The 19,443-nt window shown below is 62.5% G+C and carries 18 protein-coding genes; 10 read left to right on the top strand and 8 right to left on the bottom strand.

The window, feature by feature from the left end:
• Positions 1–8: 8 nt before the first annotated feature.
• From LK10_RS11060 to LK10_RS22295, 3 genes are read right to left on the bottom strand one after another with little or no spacing between them, the layout of a single operon-like run.
• Positions 9–1,082, bottom strand: a complete 1,074-nt coding sequence (locus tag LK10_RS11060; RefSeq protein WP_052207223.1) for an amidohydrolase family protein — start codon at positions 1,080–1,082, stop codon at positions 9–11.
• Between the two features lie 38 nt (positions 1,083–1,120).
• On the bottom strand, positions 1,121–1,984 hold the full coding sequence (locus LK10_RS11055) for an HpcH/HpaI aldolase family protein (protein ID WP_043123549.1): 864 nt from the start codon (positions 1,982–1,984) through the stop codon (positions 1,121–1,123).
• Positions 1,981–2,445 carry an SRPBCC domain-containing protein gene (locus tag LK10_RS22295; protein WP_052207222.1) on the bottom strand — a complete coding sequence of 155 codons (465 nt, stop codon included), beginning with the start codon at positions 2,443–2,445 and terminating at the stop codon, positions 1,981–1,983. Before LK10_RS22295 ends, LK10_RS11055 begins: the two co-directional genes overlap by 4 nt.
• Before the next feature lie 290 nt (positions 2,446–2,735).
• Here LK10_RS22295 and LK10_RS11045 point away from each other — a divergent pair, with 290 nt between their 5' ends.
• The 4 genes from LK10_RS11045 (at position 2,736) to LK10_RS11030 (ending at position 6,152) form a co-directional block, all read left to right on the top strand.
• Positions 2,736–3,701 carry a substrate-binding domain-containing protein gene (locus LK10_RS11045; RefSeq protein WP_043123547.1) on the top strand — a complete coding sequence of 322 codons (966 nt, stop codon included), beginning with the start codon at positions 2,736–2,738 and terminating at the stop codon, positions 3,699–3,701.
• Between the two features lie 41 nt (positions 3,702–3,742).
• Complete coding sequence (locus tag LK10_RS11040) at positions 3,743–4,597, top strand: amidohydrolase family protein (protein ID WP_043123545.1); 855 nt, start codon at positions 3,743–3,745, stop codon at positions 4,595–4,597.
• 4 nt (positions 4,598–4,601) lie between these two features.
• The gene (locus tag LK10_RS11035) at positions 4,602–5,336 is read left to right on the top strand and encodes a GntR family transcriptional regulator (RefSeq protein ID WP_081998460.1); all 735 of its coding nucleotides are present in this window, start codon (positions 4,602–4,604) and stop codon (positions 5,334–5,336) included.
• 117 nt (positions 5,337–5,453) lie between these two features.
• Entirely contained in the window at positions 5,454–6,152 is a 699-nt protein-coding gene (locus LK10_RS11030) for a GntR family transcriptional regulator (RefSeq protein WP_043123543.1), read from the top strand.
• A 36-nt stretch (positions 6,153–6,188) separates the two neighbouring features.
• Here the strand turns inward: LK10_RS11030 and LK10_RS20875 are convergent, their stop codons facing one another.
• Positions 6,189–6,992, bottom strand: a complete 804-nt coding sequence (locus tag LK10_RS20875) for a hypothetical protein (RefSeq protein ID WP_052207221.1) — start codon at positions 6,990–6,992, stop codon at positions 6,189–6,191.
• A 481-nt stretch (positions 6,993–7,473) separates the two neighbouring features.
• On the opposite strand from LK10_RS20875, the gene LK10_RS20870 reads away from it, so the two are divergent.
• The 4 genes from LK10_RS20870 to LK10_RS11005 are packed head-to-tail and all read left to right on the top strand — an operon-like array spanning position 7,474 to position 10,112.
• A complete protein-coding gene (locus LK10_RS20870) occupies positions 7,474–8,580 on the top strand; it encodes a glycosyltransferase family 4 protein (protein WP_052207220.1) in 1,107 nt (368 codons plus the stop codon).
• 59 nt (positions 8,581–8,639) lie between these two features.
• Positions 8,640–9,428, top strand: coding sequence for a class E sortase (locus LK10_RS11015; protein WP_052207219.1), 789 nt, complete (start codon positions 8,640–8,642; stop codon positions 9,426–9,428).
• A gap of 1 nt (position 9,429) precedes the next feature.
• Positions 9,430–9,594: a hypothetical protein gene (locus tag LK10_RS22290; RefSeq protein ID WP_043123540.1), complete on the top strand. Its 165-nt coding sequence runs from the start codon at positions 9,430–9,432 to the stop codon at positions 9,592–9,594.
• A complete protein-coding gene (locus LK10_RS11005) occupies positions 9,591–10,112 on the top strand; it encodes a DUF6993 domain-containing protein (RefSeq protein ID WP_043123538.1) in 522 nt (173 codons plus the stop codon). The genes LK10_RS22290 and LK10_RS11005 overlap by 4 nt, the downstream gene beginning before the upstream one ends.
• Positions 10,113–10,323: 211 nt before the next feature.
• Here LK10_RS11005 and LK10_RS11000 read toward each other — a convergent pair whose 3' ends face one another.
• Complete coding sequence (locus LK10_RS11000; protein ID WP_043123535.1) at positions 10,324–11,040, bottom strand: CPBP family intramembrane glutamic endopeptidase; 717 nt, start codon at positions 11,038–11,040, stop codon at positions 10,324–10,326.
• Between the two features lie 91 nt (positions 11,041–11,131).
• Between LK10_RS11000 and LK10_RS10995 the strand changes: the two genes are divergently transcribed.
• Together LK10_RS10995 and LK10_RS10990 are read left to right on the top strand one after the other, a co-directional pair.
• Positions 11,132–12,544 carry a polysaccharide biosynthesis tyrosine autokinase gene (locus LK10_RS10995; RefSeq protein ID WP_043123655.1) on the top strand — a complete coding sequence of 471 codons (1,413 nt, stop codon included), beginning with the start codon at positions 11,132–11,134 and terminating at the stop codon, positions 12,542–12,544.
• A gap of 30 nt (positions 12,545–12,574) precedes the next feature.
• On the top strand, positions 12,575–13,123 hold the full coding sequence (locus LK10_RS10990; RefSeq protein WP_231567732.1) for an arsenate reductase/protein-tyrosine-phosphatase family protein: 549 nt from the start codon (positions 12,575–12,577) through the stop codon (positions 13,121–13,123).
• 2,033 nt (positions 13,124–15,156) lie between these two features.
• Here LK10_RS10990 and LK10_RS22285 read toward each other — a convergent pair.
• From LK10_RS22285 to LK10_RS10985, 3 genes are all read right to left on the bottom strand, one after another.
• Positions 15,157–15,825, bottom strand: a complete 669-nt coding sequence (locus tag LK10_RS22285; protein WP_231567731.1) for a glycosyltransferase family 4 protein — start codon at positions 15,823–15,825, stop codon at positions 15,157–15,159.
• Between the two features lie 605 nt (positions 15,826–16,430).
• Positions 16,431–17,921, bottom strand: coding sequence for an O-antigen polysaccharide polymerase Wzy (wzy, locus tag LK10_RS21360; protein ID WP_197061916.1), 1,491 nt, complete (start codon positions 17,919–17,921; stop codon positions 16,431–16,433).
• Between the two features lie 79 nt (positions 17,922–18,000).
• Positions 18,001–19,404, bottom strand: a complete 1,404-nt coding sequence (locus tag LK10_RS10985; protein ID WP_052207232.1) for a sugar transferase — start codon at positions 19,402–19,404, stop codon at positions 18,001–18,003.
• Positions 19,405–19,443 lie beyond the last annotated feature (39 nt).

Below are 19,443 nucleotides of genomic sequence, written 5' to 3'. Positions count from 1 at the left end.
TCTCCAAGTCAGTTGGCGGCCGCGCTCGCGGGAAGGGACTGGGTTCGTTGGTCAAGGCGGCCCTGTTCGCGAAGGCGCTCGCGCAGCCGCGGGAAGACCTTCAGTGCGTTCTCCGCGGCGATCGACTGCAGCTGCGAGGACGAGACGCCCTCGAGTGATTCGAGGAGGAACCGGGTGTCGTCGTAGCGGTGGCCGGTTTCGGGATCGACCCCGCGAACCGCGCCGACCATCTCCGAGGCGAACAGGATGTTCTTCGTCGGAACGGTGTCGACCAGGAGCTGTAGGCCCCGCGCCCCGTATACGCAGGTATCGAAGTACAGGTTGTCGCCCATGATGTCGAGCAGGTCGCCGCGGCCCTGATCGTGCATCACTCCTTGGTAGCGGCCCCAGTGGTAGGGGGCTGCACCGCCGCCGTGCGGCAGGATCAGGCGCAGATCGGGGAAGTCGCGGAACAGGTCCGACTGCAGGATCTGCATGAAGGCCGTCGTGTCGCCGTTGAGGTAGTGCGCGCAGGTCCCGTGGACGGCTGGGTTGGCCGACATCGAGGAGTGCACCATCGCGGGGACTCCGAGTTCGACCATCGCCTGATAGAGCGGGTAGTAGAAGCGGTCGGTGATCGGCGGGGCCTGCCAGTAGCCGTCGGAGGGGTCAGGGTTGAGATTGCAGCCCACGAACCCGAGCTCCTCAACACAGCGGCGAAGTTCATCGATGGAGACCTGGACATCGCCGCGGGGCGATTGGGGCAGTTGGCAGACGTTCGCGAAGCTGTCGGGGAAGAGAACGGAGGCCCGGTGCACTGTGTCGTTGGCCAGCCGGCTCCAGGTCAGGCTGGTCTCCTGGTCGCCGTAGTGGTGCGCCATCTTCCCCGCGATGGGGGAGAGCAGCGCTAGGTCGATCCCGTGCTGGGTCTGCAGCGCGAGCTGGTTTTCCGTGAGCGCTGCGGCTATCTCGTCGTCGGCGATCTCGAGGCCATCAGGGGAGAGATGGCGGCCGTTCTGCTCGATCTCGGCGATCTGCCGGTCCCGCCATTTCTTGAGGGCATCGGGAACGGTGGTGAAGTGTGCGTGGCAGTCGATGTACATCGTTGTCCTTGTTTCCTGTTCTCTGGCGATCGAAGGTGTCAGCCGAGGACGGTTCCGCGGCCTGTGATCTCGCGACCGCGGACCAGGCCGGGGTAGCTGACGACGGCGCCTGTCATGAGGAACTGGTAGCCCTGCTCAATGACCTCTTCGACGTTCTTCTCGGTCACGTGCGGGTGCCCTACCCGGACGCCCTTTGCATGGCAGATCTTCACGATCCGGTCGCGGTGTTCTCTCACGGTCGGGTGCTCGTACTGGCGCGGCAGGCCGAGCTCTTGGCTGAGGTCGCCCTCGCCGACCAGGACGAGGCCGACGCCCGGGACCTGATCGAGGATCTCCTCGAGGTTCTCGATCCCGCGGACGCTCTCGACCATGAGGCCGACCAGGATCTCGCCGTGGGGTGCGAGTGGCCAGACGTCGGCACGCTCGTAGTACTCGGCAGCGGAGATGCCCCAGTAACGGGCTGCCCAGGCGGGGCTGTCCCCGCGCAGGCCAAGGGGCTCCTTCGCCCCGTCCTGATGGATGCTGGGGTAGCGGCAGGCGGCAACGGCGTTACGGGCGTCCTCGACCGTGTCGATGTGCGGCCAGACGATGCCGTAGGCGCCGAGGTCCAGAGCCTGCTTGGCGTGCCACTGCGAGCGCTCGCCGCCGTTCGGGGGAACCCGCACGAGCGGGGTGGTCGTGGGGGCCAGGGTCTCTGCCTTGGAGATCTGCCGGCGGTCGAGCAGGTACTGCATTGCGTCCTTGAGCTGTGGGGCGTCCCACGGCTTGTGCTCGGCTTCGAACATGAGGGCGTCGTAGCCTGCGTCCCGCACGGCGACAGCGCCGAAAGGGTCGGGGGAGGCGAAGGTCGCGAAGACGCGCTCACCGCGCTCGAACCGGTCAATGATCCCGTTGAGCCTCATCGGTTGCTCTCCTCCATCTGCGCACAGGTTGCGGTCAGGCTCGAGGTGAACGACTTCGTCATCCGCGAGACGACGATCGATGCCCCGGTTGTGACGAGCGAGGCCAGGGCTCCGCTGATCTCGACCTTGCCCTCGAGGGTGACCACGGTCCCTTCGCCCTCGGGCACGACGGCGTAGTCCGCGTGGCCGTGGACTCGGGTGGAACCACGGCTGTCGCTCCCACGCGCCTCGAGCCGGCCCGTCCGCTCCACCTCGTCGAGCACGAGGTTTGCCCGGGCGCCGAACGAGACCTTGATTCCGGCGAAGCGGACAGCGATGCGCGCATCGAAGCTGCCGTCCTCGTGGTACTCGCCGAGCTCGGAGCCATCGATGCAGCCCACGACTTTGTGGGGGTCGGACAGCACGCTCCAGACGACTTCGGGCGGATGCGGGACAAAGACGCGTTCGCCGATGGTGATCAAGATGAGCTCCGGTTGAGTCGGGGGCCTGTGCGAGCCGGGACGGTGCCGTTGCGCGTTGGCGAACGGGGGCTTTGGGGTCGACGCACAGTCAGATTTTGTATAACAACCTTGACGGTAGCACCCTTCATGGAGGATTGTGAAGGGGGCCACAGGAGGACCTGCGAGACCCCAGATAGCCCAGTGGAACCGCCGAAATAGCGAAGATGGCAGCGCTTGGGCCGCTCTGATCGGCGAAGCAGACCACCTGCTAGCGTTCAAGATATTGTTTGATAATCCAGCACGGAGGACCCATGGAACATCTCACCGTCGCCCTCGGCGACTACCCCCACGTCGCACCCCTTCTCGAAGGGCGTGCTGGCGTCGACGGCTATGCGGTCAAGCCGGTCGAGGTCCGGCCGATCATTGCCGCGTACCGCCGGATGATCCGAGACCTCGAGTTCGACGTCTGCGAACTCGCCCCGGTCTCGTACCTCATGGCGCGGGAGGCCGGCGTGCCCATCACCGCCATCCCTGTCTTCATCAACCGCCGCTTCCACCACGGCGACATCCAGTGCGCGCCGGGATCCGGCGTCGTCGTTCCCAAGGACCTCGAAGGCCGCCGCGTCGGCGTGCGTGCCTATTCGGTGAGCACTGGGGTGTGGGGGCGTGGGGTGCTCAGCGAGGAGTACGGCGTCGACCTCGGGACCATCACATGGGTGATTGACGACGACGACCACGTCGAGGGGCGTGTGCCGGCCAACGTAGAGCGCGTCACCGACGGGCGTTCGCTCGGTTCGTTGCTCCAGACGGGCGAACTCGCGGCAGCATTCACCGGCAATGCGGGAACGGGGCGCGCAGGAGCGCCAACCGCTGGCTGGGAGGCCGCGACGCCGGCGCCCGAGACCAACGAGGCGTACCCTCTCTTCCCGGACAGCGACATCATCGAACGCGACCACTACCTGCGCACCGGGATCTACCCGCTGCACTCGGTGATCGTGGTTCGGACCGAGCTCGTCGAGCGCGATCCCGAACTGCCCACGAAGCTCTACAACGCCTTCGCCGAGAGCAAGCGGTTGTACCTCGATGAGGATCCGAACTGGGCCGCCCAGCCGCGGTTGGCCAAGCAGGCACGCAAGATCGGCGGGGACCCCATTCCCTACGGGCTGGAGAGCAACAAGGCCAGCATCGAAGCGCTGCAGCGCTTCAGCCGCGATCAGGGTCTCCTGGACGGCAGCGAGAGCGCGGTCTTCGCCGACGGCACCTACCCAGACTGCTGATCGCCGAGAACCGGCCAATCACCGACAACCAGAGGAGAAACATGCACATCGTCGACAGCCACTGCCACGTTCTCGCCGCCGACACGGATGCCTACCCCCGCGCCCCACTCGGCGGCAAGCAGTCCGTCTGGGCCACTGAGCGGCCCGTGACGGCGGACGAGCTCCTCGCCCGAATGGACGAGACCGGGATCGCGCAGGCCGTACTTGTGCAGGCCACCACGGCGTACGGGTACGACAACAGCTATGTGCTCGATTCGGCAGCCCGATGGCCGGACAGGTTCGTCGCCGTCGGAACCTTCGATCCGATAGCGGACGACGCCGACCGCCGGCTTGGGGATCTGACCGCACAAGGGCTTGCAGGAGTGCGGCTCTTCACCACGGGGAGCACCGTCACAGAGCAGGGACTCTGGTTCGCCGACGAGGCGACCGACGAGTTCTGGTCCGCGGCAAGCCGCGAGGGGATCCCGGTCTGCCTGCAGCTGCGGCTCGGAGAGGACACCTCCCCGGTTCTCGCGGGCCTGCTCTCGCGGCACCCGGACGCCGTCGTGCTTTTGGACCACTGCGGCTATCCCGAGGTGCGCAGCTCGCCCGCGTCGGCCGCCGAGGGGCTCACCGCGCTCGCGAAGCACCCCGGGCTCCACCTCAAGCTCACGCATCGCACGCTCGAAGGCCTCGACGATCTGGGCGAGAGGGCAATGGAGTTCCTCGAGCCGCTGATCGAGGCCTACGGTGCTGACCGCATCGCGTGGGGATCGAATTGCCCCGCTGCCGAGCAGCCGCTCCAGGAGCTGCGCGACCTCGCCGAGCGCGTCCTACGGCCTTTGCCCGACGACGTCCGTGCGGACATCCTCGGCGGCACTGCCCGGCGCCTCTACTCCGCGCTGGGGCGGGCCTGATTCCATGAGCGAAACGAGAGGGGTCGCCGAAGGCGACCCCTCGTCCTCTCGGTTCAATCAGGCATACCAGGACCTGCGCAATCTGCTCATCTCGGGTTCCTTCCCCTTGAACCATCGGCTCACTGAGGCTGAGCTCGGGGCACTCCTTGAGATCTCCCGCGGAACCGTCCGTCCGGTCATCGTTAGGCTCGTGCAGGAGGGCTACCTCACGAGCGAGCCGAACCGTGGCGTGCGGACCAGGATGTTCACGGTCGAGGAGGCAGCGGAGGTCCTCGAAGCCCGCGAGATCCTCGAATCGGCGCTCGCAGGCAAGGCCGCCGAGCGGGCCACCGACGAGGAACTCGAGGAGCTCGCCGAGATCTGCAAACGGATGGCGGCCGCAGAAGCGGAGCGGGCGGAAGCCGACTATCAGACGCTGATCCGCAGGTTTCACCAGCGGATCCGCGACGCCGCCCGGCAGCCGATCCTCTCCGGCTTCGTGGACTCCCTGGTGTATCCGCTGGTCATGCGGCAGTACCGGGACTTCGCGAACCCGCACCCCAGGCCGAACTCTCTCAACGAGCAGAGAGCCATCCTGTATGCCCTCCAGACCCGCAATGCATCAGCAGCTAGGGCCGCCATGCGCCATCACGTCGGGTCGGCCCGCAGGGCCCTCCTCCTGAATACCCAGCCCAGAGGGAAGGAGTCCGACGGCACCGAGCAATTCAAGGGCAGCCCAATGAAGCTCTCCGTGGTCTGATCCGATTGATGGACAATATCCGTACGGACATCCTCGGCGGCACCACCCAGCGCCTGTACCCGTGCTGGGGCGGGCCTGATTTGGATTCGCGGCGTGGAGCAGGAAGGGTCACATTCCATGAGCGAAACGACAGCAGCCCCCTCTGGTGATCTCTCGTCCCTGAGGTCGCTCCAGGCCTACCAGGATCTGCGGAGCCTGCTGATCTCCGGGCGCTTCCCGCCCAACCATCGCCTGACCGAGGCGGAGCTCGGCACCCTGCTGGACGTTTCCCGCGGGACTGTACGCTCCGTGATCGTCCGCCTCGTGCAGGAGGGCTACCTCACGAGCGAACCCAACCGCGGCGTGCGGACCAGAATGTTCAGCATTGACGAAGCTGTGGAGATCCTCGAGGCCCGCGAGATCCTCGAATCCGCGCTCGCAGGGAAGGCCGCCGAACGGGCCACCGACGAAGAACTCGAGGAGATGGCCGCCATCTGCGAGCAGATGGCCACCGAGGAATACGACCTTCAGGGGACGGAATACTCCAAGCTGAACACCCGCTTCCATCACCAGGTCCGTGAATCGGCTCGGCAGCCGATCCTGTCCGGCTTCGTGGACTCGTTGGTGTACCCGCTGGTCATGCGCCAGTACCGGGACCTGACCCGAAAGCACCCGCGCAAGGACGCGCTCAAGGAGCACATGGCTATCCTCTACGCACTCCAGACGCGCAATGCAGCGGCGGCCAGAGCCGCCATGCGCCACCATGTCGGATCAGCGCGCAGGGCCCTCCTCCTCAGTGCTGATTCTGCAGGAGAAGTCGAAGAAAGCGCAGTCTGAAAAGCGACGCGCTGCCCCGAACTTTCGCGGCGCCGCTCAGTGCAGCCCGATCAGCAGCATCTCGTCGGTCCCCGGAATGCACGTCTGGAGGAAGATCGGCGGGTACCCGCCTGCGAAGCCCGCGAGCACTGACTGCGGCGCCGAGTTGGCTACCACGAGCCGCTGGAACGCGGTGTAGGTCCCGTAGCCCTGGACAGTGACGACGGTGCCGGGCTGGATCCAGCTCATGCGGCTCCACCCGCCGCAGAAGTCGTGTTCGACGATGCTCACCGAGGCGGTGACCGGCGTGAAGCGGATCGGGCCGGCGCAGGCGTCCACGGCTGATTGGCCGCCTGCTCCCACGACGGGGATGTAGGCGGTCGGCGCCGCCGGGGCCTGCTGCTGCACGGGCACCGTCGCCGCGGCGGGGGCTGCCGCGGCGACGGGAGCTGCTGGGGCGGGTGCCGGCGGAGCGGGCGCGGCCGCCTGAGCCGGAGCGGGCGCCTGGGCGCTGGCTGCTGCGGCGGCAGCGGCGGCCGCCTTGGCCTGCTGGGCCGCCTGTTCTTCCTGGGCCTTCTTCTGGGCGGCGGCTGCTGCACTGGCCGCGGCAGCCGCATCCTGCTGGGCCTTGAGCTTCGCCGCGTCGCTCGTGAGCACGGCGGCCCGCTCGACAACCTCGCGGTGCTCCTGCTGCGGGTCCGGAATAGGTGGCCCCGCTTGGAGAGTGGCTTCCGGCCGAGCCGAAACTGACTCTGCAGGCGCCGGAGGCTGGGTGAGCGTGCCCCCGACGAGCAGGAGGCCTCCGAGTGCGGCCGTTGCAGCAATGGACGAGCGTCTGAAGAGGACTGTCTTCCGTTCCATGATCGAACCTCTGGTCGGCGCCGGCCCCTAGCTCCGGCGGGGTGAGTCCACGGTCTTGGACGCGTCTAATCCGGTAAACGGGGTTGGGCGGAATCGAGTCCTCGCGGGCGGAGATTCAAGTGATAGGCGTAGACCGCTTCGCGACGCTCTGCGTACTGGTTCTGCATCGAAGTAAGTAGGAGCGGCTCGCCGGCGAAACAAGACAAGGCGTTCTCCCCGAGAACTGGCAGGGAATTTGCAGAAAGCGGGTGGATAACGGGAGGGCCCCCAAAAAGCCTTGATTTCCTGCGGCTGAGGGGCCTCTGGAAGGGCTAGCCGACCTCGATGCGGTGGTCTGCGCGAACCTTAGAATGAGCTATGAATGAGCTATGAGCGCTGCAGCGCTTTGGTTTTCCTGCTTCCCCTTATTTCTGATTCCCATTCATTTTGAAAGGCAGGCTTTCATGCGCACGCAGACGACGACGGCGGGCGGCTGGGCAGCGTGAGCAGGCTCGCTTGGCTGACGAATCTCGCTGCGCCCTATCGCCGGCCTGTCTGGGAGGACCTGGCGAGGCAAGCCGAGCTTGAGGTGTTCCTCCTCGAGAATGGTGGGCGGTTCGGCCGGGATTCGAGCAACCGGGACGCCGAATGGATGGCGTACGACGACGCCGCATACCCCGTGCGCGAAATCCCCACCTCGCGCATCTCTGTGGGGGAGCGGCAGTTCTTCGTGCCGCTTAGGGCCCGCAGCCTGCCCGGGCACGGCTTCGATGCCGTGGTCCTCGGCGGATGGGAATCGCCTGCGTACTGGCTCGCTGCCCTTCGCGGGCGCCGGGCGGGTGCGCGTCTCGTCGGCTTCTACGAGTCGACCCTCGCCTCGCACTCCTTCCGCAGCGGGCCGCTCGCGAGCGCTCGCCGGTCGTTCTTCAGGCGACTCGACGCCGTCGTCGTCCCAGGCCGGGCCGCCGAACGCGCCGTCCTTGCGATGGGTGTCGATCCCGCCAAGATCCACGTCGGCTTCAATCCTGTCGACGTCGAGGCAATCCACACAGCCGCGGCCGAAGCCCGCAAGGATCATCCCGTGCCCCACGGAGCGGGCCACCGGTTCCTCTATCTGGGCCAGCTCATTAGCCGAAAGAATGTCGGAAGCCTCATCACGGCTCTCTGGCGGCTCGGCGGATCGAATGATTCGCTCACGATTGCAGGCACGGGCAACCTCACCCCGGAACTCGTCGAGCTTCGCGACGAACTCGGGCTCGAGGACAGGGTCACGTTCATCGGCGCTGTCCCATATGGGCAGGTTCCCGAACTGCTCGCACGGCACGAAACGCTTGTCCTGCCCTCGAACGAGGAGGTCTGGGGGCTCGTGGTCAACGAGGCGCTGGCCGCCGGGCTGCACGTCGTCGTCACCCGCTCCTGCGGCGTCGCCGAATCAGTGATGGGAATGGAGGGAGTCTTCCTCTCGGACGTTCCGGACAGCAGCGTGCTCGCGCACGTTATGCGCCGCAGCCGGCGTGAGTGGTCCGGCCCCATCGCCAGCCCCGAGATCCTTGCCCACACCCCCGAGGCGTTCGCCGACGTCATACGCCAGGCCGCGTTCGGCGGGTGACACAGCAAGCCCCTGTATCCTCTTCACGGGCTGGGCAGGGGCGGCATTTGGGGAGGAACGTGGCGGAAAATCGGGATGCGGCCGGACCGTCCGGGCTCGTGAAGACTCTCGGGATTACGGGGGAAGCACTCATCACCATTGCGGTGATCATCGGGCTCTTCGTTCTCTGGTACGCCTTTTTCAATCCTTGGGTTGTGGGCCTTCGCCAGGAACAGGTCGCGGCACAGCAGAGTCGGCAGCTCGCACAGCAGATCAAGAGCCAAGCCGCCCACGCTCCGGCTCCCGCCCCATCCGCCGGGAATCTCGCGACAACGGGGCAGAAGGCGAACGCCGTTCCTGTCATGGCCGAACCACCCAACATCGCCGACACTATCGGCGTCGTCTACATCCCCCGCCTCGGCACCGACTGGCGCCGGATCCTGCGCGAGTCGGTCAACACCGAACTTGTCCTCAACAGCGTCACGGCCGGCGTCGGCCACTACACGGGCACCGCGATGCCCGGCGGCCTCGGCAATTTCGCCATCGCCGCCCACGACATCGGCTACGGCAACAGCTTCCTCAATCTCAGCAAGCTGCGCCTCGGGGACAAGGTCTACATTCAGACCTCGCTCGGCTGGTATACGTACACGTTCCGCAATTTCCAATTCGTGCAGCCGGACGCGATCAACGTCCTCGACGCGGTCCCCACCGTGTCCCGGAATGCGGGCAGCGACCGGCTCATTACGCTCACCACGTGCTATCCCGCGATCTTCCCGCCGCTTGAGCGCGTCGCCGCCTACGGGACGTTCGTCGGCTTCAGCACCACCCCGCCGGCCGAGTTGGCCCCCACCCTCGCAAAGGACGGCTGAGATGTACCGAGCGTTGTGGAGGAGCCTTCCGGGGCCGGTCGTCGTGCGAATCCTCATTCTGGCCCTGATCATTGCTGTGCTGCTGATCGTCCTTGACCAGTGGGTGTTCCCGTGGATGGCGGCGACGTTCGTGGACGAGGGCGCCACCGTGGGGACGGCCTCGTGAAGCAGTTCGTGTGGGGAGGCATCGTCGTCGTCCTTCTGGCCGTGGGGGGCTATGGCCTGACGGGCGCGCTCCAGGGGCTGGACTTGAGCCCCGCGCCGAAGGCGAGCTCTCCGGCGTCGTCCGCGCCTTCCCCGACCCCAACGCCCAGTCCCAGCACACCCGCCCCGACTGCCGCGGCCCTCGCGCAGTTCGATCCCTCCGCCCCCGCTGCCGCCAACCTCGATCTGTTCAAGCGGACGCTGGACAAGGCCGCGCAGACGACGGCGGCATCCTCGGTCGAGGCGAAGACGCTCACCGGTGCTCTCATCGCCGTGGGCTTCAACGCGGCCGCGATGCAGCAGAGCGCGGACCAGACGAGCGCCCACCTGCAGGCTCCGACCCTCCTGGTTTCGATTCGCCTCGGTGGGCAGTGCCTCGTTGGCCAGTTCGTGAGGTCGGACGCGAGCATTTCGACCGAGATCGCAGCGCCCATCCAGACCGGTGCGTGCCTGATCGGACAGCAGTCGCCTGTTTCCTGACGATTCATGACGGGGGAAGAACGGAGCCCCTGAGTTGGGGTGCTCAGGGGCTCCGCTGCCTCTACACGACGGGGATCGTGGAGGACTTTTACCTCTCCAAATCGGGGGTTCTCTGAAGAAGTGATCCCAGCCTATGACCCCTTTTGGGCTCCTCCGTGTGTGCCGCGGGCGCACTGAGTGTTCGGCGGGTGCGGCGCCTAAGTGGTGGCCCTTAGACAGGCCAGGTCAGCAGCACACCTAGCCCGTTGAACACGATGTGCCCCGCAATGGAACCGCCAAGCCGCTTCGTCGCCGCGGCCGTAGCGCCCGCGAGCAGCGCGAAGACGAACGTCGAGATGCCCGTGAGCATGGCCTCGTTCGGGGTGCCGATGAGCAGGAGGGCGTGGACCAGGGCGAACGCGAGCGAGGTGAGCACGACGGCGGCCGACCACTTAGGTGCGCGTCCGAGCGGCTCGAGAACAGTGGCGAGGCTGCGCTGGATGAGGCCGCGGAAGTAGATCTCCTCAAGCACGGGGGCGATGACGACAGGGGCGAGGATCCCGAGGGCGACCGTCTGGACGACTGGGGTCGCGAGAGCGCTCAGTGTGGGCTGCTGCACGAGGCCGCTTGAGCCCGTGAGGACCATACGGAGGAACGCGTCGAATGCGCGGCCGAGGCAGCCGATGCCGAGGCCCCAGAGCGCGTCGAGGGGCTGGAAGCGGAGCCCAAGGAAGCTGATTGCGTCGCTGAGGGTGCAACCAATGAAGCTCAGAAACAGGGCGATGAGGAACGGGATCCAGATGGCCACGTAGGCGGCGACCCCGAGGAGGGCGGGGTCGAATTGGATGGGGGAAGCCTCTTCGACGGACCATCCGCAGACGAGAGCGGCAACGAGGCCAAGGGCAGCCCACGTAAGGCGAGGCAAGCGCACATCAGTCTTCGTGTCCATCCACGCTCCACTGTGTCGGTAATAGAAGTTGACCTATGGCAACATATGTGTGGACACGGAGTGCAACCGTGTGACATCGGGGGAGGGCCTCTTGGAGCTTAGAGACTACATTCGCATCCTACGCACGGGCTGGGTCCTCGTGGTCGTGATGGCCCTCATTGGCGTGGCGGCTGCATCTGTTTTCTCGATTCTGAGCAAGCCGCAGTTCAAGGCATCCGCGCAGGTCTTCGTCTCTACGCAGTCTGGCGGCACGGTTCAGGACCTCGTGCAGGGCAGTACGTTCACTCAGCAGCGTGTGAAGACTTATGCAGGGCTCGTGACGACGCCGATTGTTCTCCTCCCGGTCATTTCGAACCTGCACCTTTCAATGACAGCGGATGACCTTGCGAAGTCCGTCACTGCGACGGCTCCGCTCAACACAACACTTATTGAGATCTCTGCAACGTCGACCGATCCTGTTCAGGCTGCCAATGTCGCCAACGGCATTTCAGAAAGCCTGACGAACGTCGTCCAGAACATCGAGTCGACAGGGACGCAGAGCGCTCAGGTCAAGCTGACTCGGGTGCAAGAGGCAGAAGTTCCGTCGGCGCCCGTTACACCTAACGTGCCGATCAATGTCGCGCTCGGTCTCTTTGTCGGGCTCGCACTGGGAATTGGTGCCGCCGTTCTGCGGCACGTTCTCGATAACCGGATCCGCAGCGACAGCGACGTCCAAGCAATTAGCCCCGCTCCGATCCTTGGCGGCATCACGTATGACGCCAAAGCGTCCAAGCGGCCGCTCATCGTTCAAGACGATCCTCGCAGCCCCCGAGCAGAGGCGTTCCGAACGCTTCGCACGAACCTGCAATTCGTGGATGCCGGAGAGGGAGCCCGCAGCTTTGTTGTCACTTCGGCGATCGAGAGCGAGGGGAAGAGCAGCACGGCGTCCAACCTCGCGATTGCCCTCGACAACCTAGGTCACAAGGTCATCGTCGTGGACGCGGACCTCCGCCGCCCCAAAATCGCAACATACATGGGTCTCGAGGGCGCCGTCGGCCTGACAGATCTTCTGATCGGCCGAGCCGACATGGAGGACGCCATCCAGCAATGGGGTAGGGGCAACCTGCACGTGCTCCCCGCGGGAAGCGTTCCTCCTAACCCGAGTGAGCTCCTCGGATCGGCCGCGATGCATTCCCTGGTCGCGCGGCTGGAGAACGAATTCGACTACGTCCTCTTCGACGCACCGCCCCTCCTCCCGGTGACGGACGCCGCTGTCCTGAGCAAGACGGCAGGGGGTGCGATCGTCGTCGTCGCCGCCGGCCGCACGCACCGCAGTCAGCTGTCCGCTGCGGTAACGACGCTTGAGAACGTTGGCGTGCGTCTCTTCGGCTTCGTCCTGACGATGCTCCCGGCTCAGGGCCCGCACGCCTACGGCTACCAGACGTACGGCTACGGTCCCGTCTATGCCCAGGACGATGTGACGGTGGGCAAGGACTCGCGCCGGATGATGCATCGACGGGGCTAGGCCGTGACCGAGTCAAGCTTCAGCGTTCTCATGGTTTGTTCCGGCAACCTGTGCCGATCGCCCATCGCGGAACAGCTCCTTCGGGCGCGCACGAGCGGTTACCCAATGCGGATTTCTAGCGCCGGAGTGATCGCAGACGACGGCCTCCGGATGCCCGAGGAAGCGGCGAAGGTGTCCCGGCAGTACGGAGGCGACCCTGAAGACCACCGCTCTCGCCTTCTGACTGAGGAGCAGCTGGGAGAAGCAGATCTCGTATTGACGGCCACTCGCGCTCACCGCAGCTCCGTGGTCCAGCTTCTTCCGAGGATGTCGCGGAGGACATTCACCATCAGTGAGTTTGCGAGACTGTTGAGTTCGGTCACTGAGCGTGACGGCTTGGTCTTGGTGGATTCGGCTGACGTGGTCGATTCCGCACGATCTCTTCGAGGATTTGTAGCGCCGCCTGAGAACCCGGAGGACGACGACCTCGAGGACCCGTATCGTCGTCCGTTTGAGGTGTATGAGGCTGTAGGGGCCCGCATCCATGAGCAGATTGCCTTGATCGCGGAGAAACTGTGCTTGCGGGGCGTCCGCGGGTGAAGCAAGCAGCGGAAACAAGAGAGGGCAGACGCGTCTGGGTGGTCGCCGGCGTTGGGCTGTTTGCCGCCCTCGACATCGCGCTCGTGGGTGCCGCTTATGTGCACGGTCACCCTGACGTCCAGGGGACTGCAGGCCCAATTCCGACATATTCATCACCGACGACTCCTACTAGGACTGCTTTGGAGCCAACTCTGCCGGTCTCATCCAACGGATCGAATCGGTGACATGCAGCTTGGACGAGCGAAATTCGTTCTGGCGATCACTCCAACCACTTTCATCTTAAAAAAGGCCATCGGAATTCGAAGGATCCTCCGGCAGTCCCTCAGTGTAGTTATTGGGCTTTATTTGGGTGGTCCCCGGGTCGCGGCGTCTGCAAGAAGTCATGATTTGACAACCAGAGGGACCCAGACCGCTCGCCATGGGTGGCGCCAGCGAGACGCTGATCGTGGTCGATGATCCGCCCTGGTGGACTCAGCCGCAATCAAAGCAACTAGCAAAGCCCCCGACCAGGGGGGGAGCGCAACTATGCGGCGCCCGTTTGACGGCGGGCCATTTGGAGAAAGACTTCGAGGTCCCGTGGATCGCCTCCCAGCGCGACCGGAAGCTCTCCGCAAAAGGCAATCCTCCGCCGATGATCTATTCGGAGCGGCTCCACCTCAGAGGGAGGCTGAGGAATCAGCTCCGAGGTCTCCTGGCTGGAGGAGTCTGCGGAGATGCAATCCCTCATTTATGCCCAGATCTAGGACGCGGAGGTCCCGATCATTTCGAGTAGGCAATGGGAGCGGATGTACTTCCAAAGGCTCTGGAAAGAGCACGTCTGTAAGCGAGAATCCACCCTATCAGGCCCGTTATGGTCGCGAAGACTGTCACTGGAGCTACGGGGTCGTTCCATGGGAGATTGAAGCCCAATGAGGGGAGCGCAGAAATTGTTATTGACCAAAATATGATTAGCACGCGCAGCAAAGCCCCGCTCTTTTGCGCTCCCAGAGCGAGAGCCCCTGCTGTATATGAGGAAGTTAGGGCACCAACAGATCCGACCCCCGCAACAATCCAACATACCCTTGCGGCGTCCGGGTCCGAATGCCGTGAGAACGACATGACAATCAATTCAGCGACGGTGATATAGACGGCGCTGCCGCCGAGCATGATCCAGCCGAATCGTCGGACTTTGCGATTCAGTGATCGCAAGCTCTTGCCTTGGGTAAATTTCCAAGCGTCCACGCTATAAATTGTCACGAGAGATGAGCTGATGATGTTGAGGGGCCCAAGCGTAGACTGAAGGAGCCTGTAAGTTCCCACCAAGTCACCATTGGCTGCAGTCGTTGCTGCGAGCATTGGAAGAAGGTTTGCCGCCGCAGACATCGCAGCATCAAGCCCCGACCATTTGCCGAGGTGCCAGATTTGACTCACAGTGAGGACCGATCTCTCCGACCGCTCCCTCAAGGCCAAGGTGGCGGTGACAGCGATGAATAGTCCTGAGACACCCCAGGCGCAAAGAATGAATATAGTGGTCGGTGTGCCGATCAGGATGCTAGTCACGAGCGTGGCGCTCCATAAACAGTTTATAGACAGCATCGCCCCTCTCTTGTCAAGAGTGAGCAGGCAATATCGCGCAACGTCCATGGACAGGGCACCTAAAGTGGCTAGACCCGTGCTAGCCGCAAGTAGGAAACCAGCGGATCCGTGTCCTGTCGACAAAAGTACGCCTCCCCCCACGATCAGGGATGAGGGGAGGGACACCTGGAAAATGAGACGCGGCGAAAATGCGCCACGCCCATGCTGTCTCTGCGCGGCCAAGCCCGGGGCGAGCACGAACGACCGCTGCACGATCACCGCTGTGACGACAATCAGTTGAAGTAGGGCATAGGTTGCAAATTCTGATTCATGGAATATCCGCGCTGCAAGCATTAGAACGACGACGTTTGCAAGGGCAGTGGAAGCACCATCTGCGACAATTATCAGGGTGGGTCCATGTCCCCGCAGCCAACTAAAGTTGGCACTCCTGAACCAGAGCCGGGGAACGCTACGGTGTCTCATGAGGTGCGCCCCACTGACTTGGACTCCATCACGCTAATGGAAAAATCGCGAATTCGTTTTTCATATCTTTCCCATGAGTAGCCCTTGGCAGTTAGTGCGGCGCGTGCCCGTACCTTCGAGATGTCGGGATGAGCGGCGATTCGCTTCAGTTGGACGGCAATATCGGCGGCATCGGTTGACGGCAGCACAAAGCCGTTGACTCCGTCCTCAATCAGGTCTGAGCCGAATGTATTTGCGCTAACTAACACAGGGCATCCGACGCTCATAGCTTCAAGGGCCACGAGGCCGAAACCTTCAGCCAAGCTTGGAAGGACAAAGACGTCAGCCGCACGCATATTGTTCAAAAGTTGTTCGCGTGGCATGCTTGCCAGCATTGTGACCCGTGGGTATCGCTCCAGGAGTGCACACGCCCTGGCGGATGACTCCCCAATAACTGTTAATGATGCCTCGGGGATGGAAGCTATAGCTTCGGCTAAGTATCCGATGCCCTTCCGTTGCGTTACCTGACCCGCGTAAAGGACTTTGAGTGAAGTCGATCGAGCAGGCGGGTTAGTGACGTCAGCATCGTCGTGCTGAACGTCGCACCCGAGTGGAAGTATCTGGAGCTTAGATCGATTGATACCTGCCGCTTCGAACGTACTGGCCGCAAAGGTGCTCGGGACCATGATGTAATCTGCCATAGATATCTCCGCGTTCAACCGTGCGAGTGTTTCCGCGGAAAAGTCGTGGCCCTGGAGAATGCTGGCCCAACGAGGATTTCGGGCGCCCTCGCTTCGCATGGCGTCCATGAGCCACTCATGATGTGAAATTGGATAATTCAGTACCCGAACGCATTCCGATGGTGCTGACCTGAAGGGTTCAAAGCTTGCGGTATATTGCCCAAATATGATAGACGGCTTGGCGCGGCTGACTGCGATCGCGGACCTAGCCTCAAACTTCCGATTTCTACGTTCAAGGAATGCGACTGACCATTCGGGTTGTATTCTTTTGGTAATCTGGTACGCGACTTCCTGCCCTAGGGCAAATGTCTCGACGTGCTGTTTGGAAAGCTGCGGTGGAAGCTTCCTGCGCAGGATCTGATTAGCGCCTGAGTCAAACTGAGGCACCCGTTTAGCTATCAGCCTAGCTGTGCGCATAACCATGCTGTCCTGGCTTAGATTTGCACTGGTTAGATATTTTAGGTTAAAGGTGTTCGTGAGTGCCGCCGCAACGTGCATCATTTCTGGATGTGTGCCGGGATTGCATACGATTATGTCAGGCGACTTCATTTTCATCTTGTTCCCCCAATTTTTATTGGGTGCGATCTAGAGGCTGTTGAGAACATTCGTCGGCCCATCCATACAGCTATGAGGGCAGGGATGATCGCTATCAAGAGACGCTGGCTGTCGAACGAAATACTTCCGCGCATGAGGGTGAACATATAGGTTGACGCCATTATTGCCGAGTATCGGAGGACAATGTCGGAGGAGGAAGTTGCTTTCGTGAATAGTCTCTCTAGGGCAAAACCGAATATTATGCATACGACCGCGACGCCTAGTGGTCCAAAATTCAGAAAAGGTTCGCTGTAGAAGCCGAATGAGAATCCAATCCCCTGGCTGTTTGTAGCCGGAAAAAGGTACGCGTTTAGCACTTGATCAACGGTGACCGGCTTACTGGGCCAGAGTGTGCGGGGCACGATGGCCACGAGCAGGCTGAGATAGGTACTGCCGTATTGGTGCCCGATCATTCCGGAGTTCTGGGCTTGGACCTGCAGGCTGAACGAGTCCAGCATCGCAGTGTCGTACCCACCTAGGAATCCGTCCAGATAATTCTGGGGAAGGAACGCGTCGGCTAAAGACTGAGAGAGCGAACCTCCTTGGGCTAGTCCAACCCGCCAGACCCTAGGTGCAATGAACAGTACGATGAATACTGCAGGTGACCATATCAGTAGTCGACGAAATGAGAATGCCCGAGGAAATCGTGATCGAAATACAATCACAAGCGCCGCGAGGGTGGGGATGAAGACTGAGCGCGACCCGGAAGCAAATGATGGAACTAAGCAAAGCAAGACAAGCATCAACGCGAGAGTTGCTCCCAACCGATTGTTCCGATAAAGGTCAAGCATGAATATGAGCAAAAGCGCCCCAGTGGCGACACTCAAGCCAGCGTAAAAGTATGCGGAGGAACTTTCAAGCGCCTGACTTGATTCGAGAGTTCGACCTGTTTTCAGAATTGTCAAATAATTACCCCACCCTGTTTGCCTAATATAGACGACGTATAGGGCAAATCCTAGCCCTACCGTAAGCCAGAGTGGCAGAATTATTGCACGGTCCCGCGTTGGCTCGAACAGCAGCGGCTGCGCTCGTTCGCTGCCCAAGTACTTACGCGAACCAAGCCGAATGCCAATCGAAAGGCTGATGTATCCTGTCGCCGCGATTACTTGTGCCCAGAGCGTACTCGAGTCAAAGGGTGTTTGGGTAAATAGATTGATATTGTCTTGGTAGAAGAATCCGTAGGCTGGTCTCAGGATAAACAGGAGGATGTGAGAATAGGTAATGAATGCTGCCGGCCCTAAGGGATCGATTGGTCCTCGACCCAGCTGCAGGATCATGAGGCCCGCAGCGAGGCCCACGATGGCTATACCTATTCCCTTTAGGGTCGGTTCATTTGATAGGCCGAGGGCTGTCCCGAGAACGAGTAGCATGGGGGCTCCCAGGAGCATTACCAGTCCAGTCTGGGCGGTTGTTCTCTTGGTTGGCTGGATCTTGGTTATGTTTGTCACTATCTGCATCCGTAAGTTCGATCGGAGCGGAGGGCGTGCATTCCGCCTCGAATGTCCCAACTAATCTCACTGGTGTCCGTCAATATGCCCCTACTCGATTTGTAACGGCCCGGATTGTCCGGGCCAAGATCAGCAAGTCTTGCGTTAGGGACCAGTTCTCGACGTAGTAGAGGTCGAGACGCAGTGCGTCCTCCCAGGACAGATTGCTGCGGCCGGACACCTGCCACAGCCCTGTGATCCCCGGCTTCACGAGAAGACGGCGGTGAGCGAAGTCGTCGTATCCGACAACTTCGGTTGGAAGGGGAGGTCGCGGTCCGACGAGGCTCATCTCACCGCGAAGGACGTTCAGAAGCTGTGGAAGTTCGTCGATGGAGTGTTTGCGGATCACTTTGCCGAGGCGGGTGATGCGTGGGTCCTCTTTCATCTTGAAGAGGAGGCCTGCTCCCTCGTTGTGCAGCTGAAGCGCCTCCAGTCTTGCTTCTGCATCGAGGACCATTGACCTGAACTTGTACATCTCGAACGGGATACCGGCGCGTCCGACTCGCTTCTGACGAAATATCGCGGGGCCCTTGCTGTCGATCCGGACCAGGAGGGCCACCAGCACCATGGGCACGGCCAGAAGAAGTAGGAGCACGGCTGAGGTCAGGATGTCGAAGCTGCGTTTGATGAAGCGCTTCGAGCCTTCAAGTCTCGGGGTGGTGACGTGAATCAGCGGTAGACCTGCAACCGGTTGGGTCCGTATTCTCGGGCCTGCAACATCGGTAAGCGCGGGCGCCATGATCATCCCGATATTCCTAGCGGCCAGTTGCCAGCCCAACTGACGGAGGACCATCGGGTCGAACGCAGCGCCAGCCGTAATTGCAACGGCCGTCGCATCGCACGCATCGATGGCTTCGAGAACTTCATCAACTCCCTTCCCATGCCCGACCACGGGAAGGAAGCCAGATTCTGTTTCGATTGACTCCAGTGCAGAGTGTTCCGGCATGTGGGCGGCTACCGGGAGATAGCCCGCTTCAGGATGCATGCTCAGCTGTCGGTGGAGGTGGCGGGTTGTGTGGGGCCCCCCGATCAAGAGCACGCGTTGGAGACCTTGTCCCTGGTGCCGACTCGCCACGAGTGTGGCTCGAACAATCCAACGGCCGGCGAGAAGACTGATGATTCCAAGCGGAAGCGCGATAGCGACATAGCCGCGAGCGGTGTCAAGCTGGAATACGTAGGAGACGATCGCGACGGCGCCAAAAAGCCACAGGGTGGATGTGATGACCCGCCGGTACTCTTCTGGGCCGTAGCCGAGAAGGCGTTCCTCCCGAGTTCCACCAGCTCCCAAGACGATCCACCACGTTACGATCAACAACACAGAGATAAGGGTGTAAGGCGCACGTTGATTGCCGCCGATATCCAGTGACTGGTCGTTGCTTCCGAAACGGGCGATCTGCGCCCCGACCGTTGCCCAAGTGATGCACAGCAGATCGATGATCAGCATTCGCGTTTGGGCGGATGCCAGAACGCGGCTCGAGTCTCT

Origin of the sequence: Sinomonas humi (assembly GCF_000802235.1) — a bacterium.
Lineage (GTDB): Bacteria > Actinomycetota > Actinomycetes > Actinomycetales > Micrococcaceae > Sinomonas > Sinomonas humi.
The sequence above is the reverse complement of the archived record's forward strand: the minus strand, read 5'-3'. Positions and strand labels throughout refer to the sequence as shown.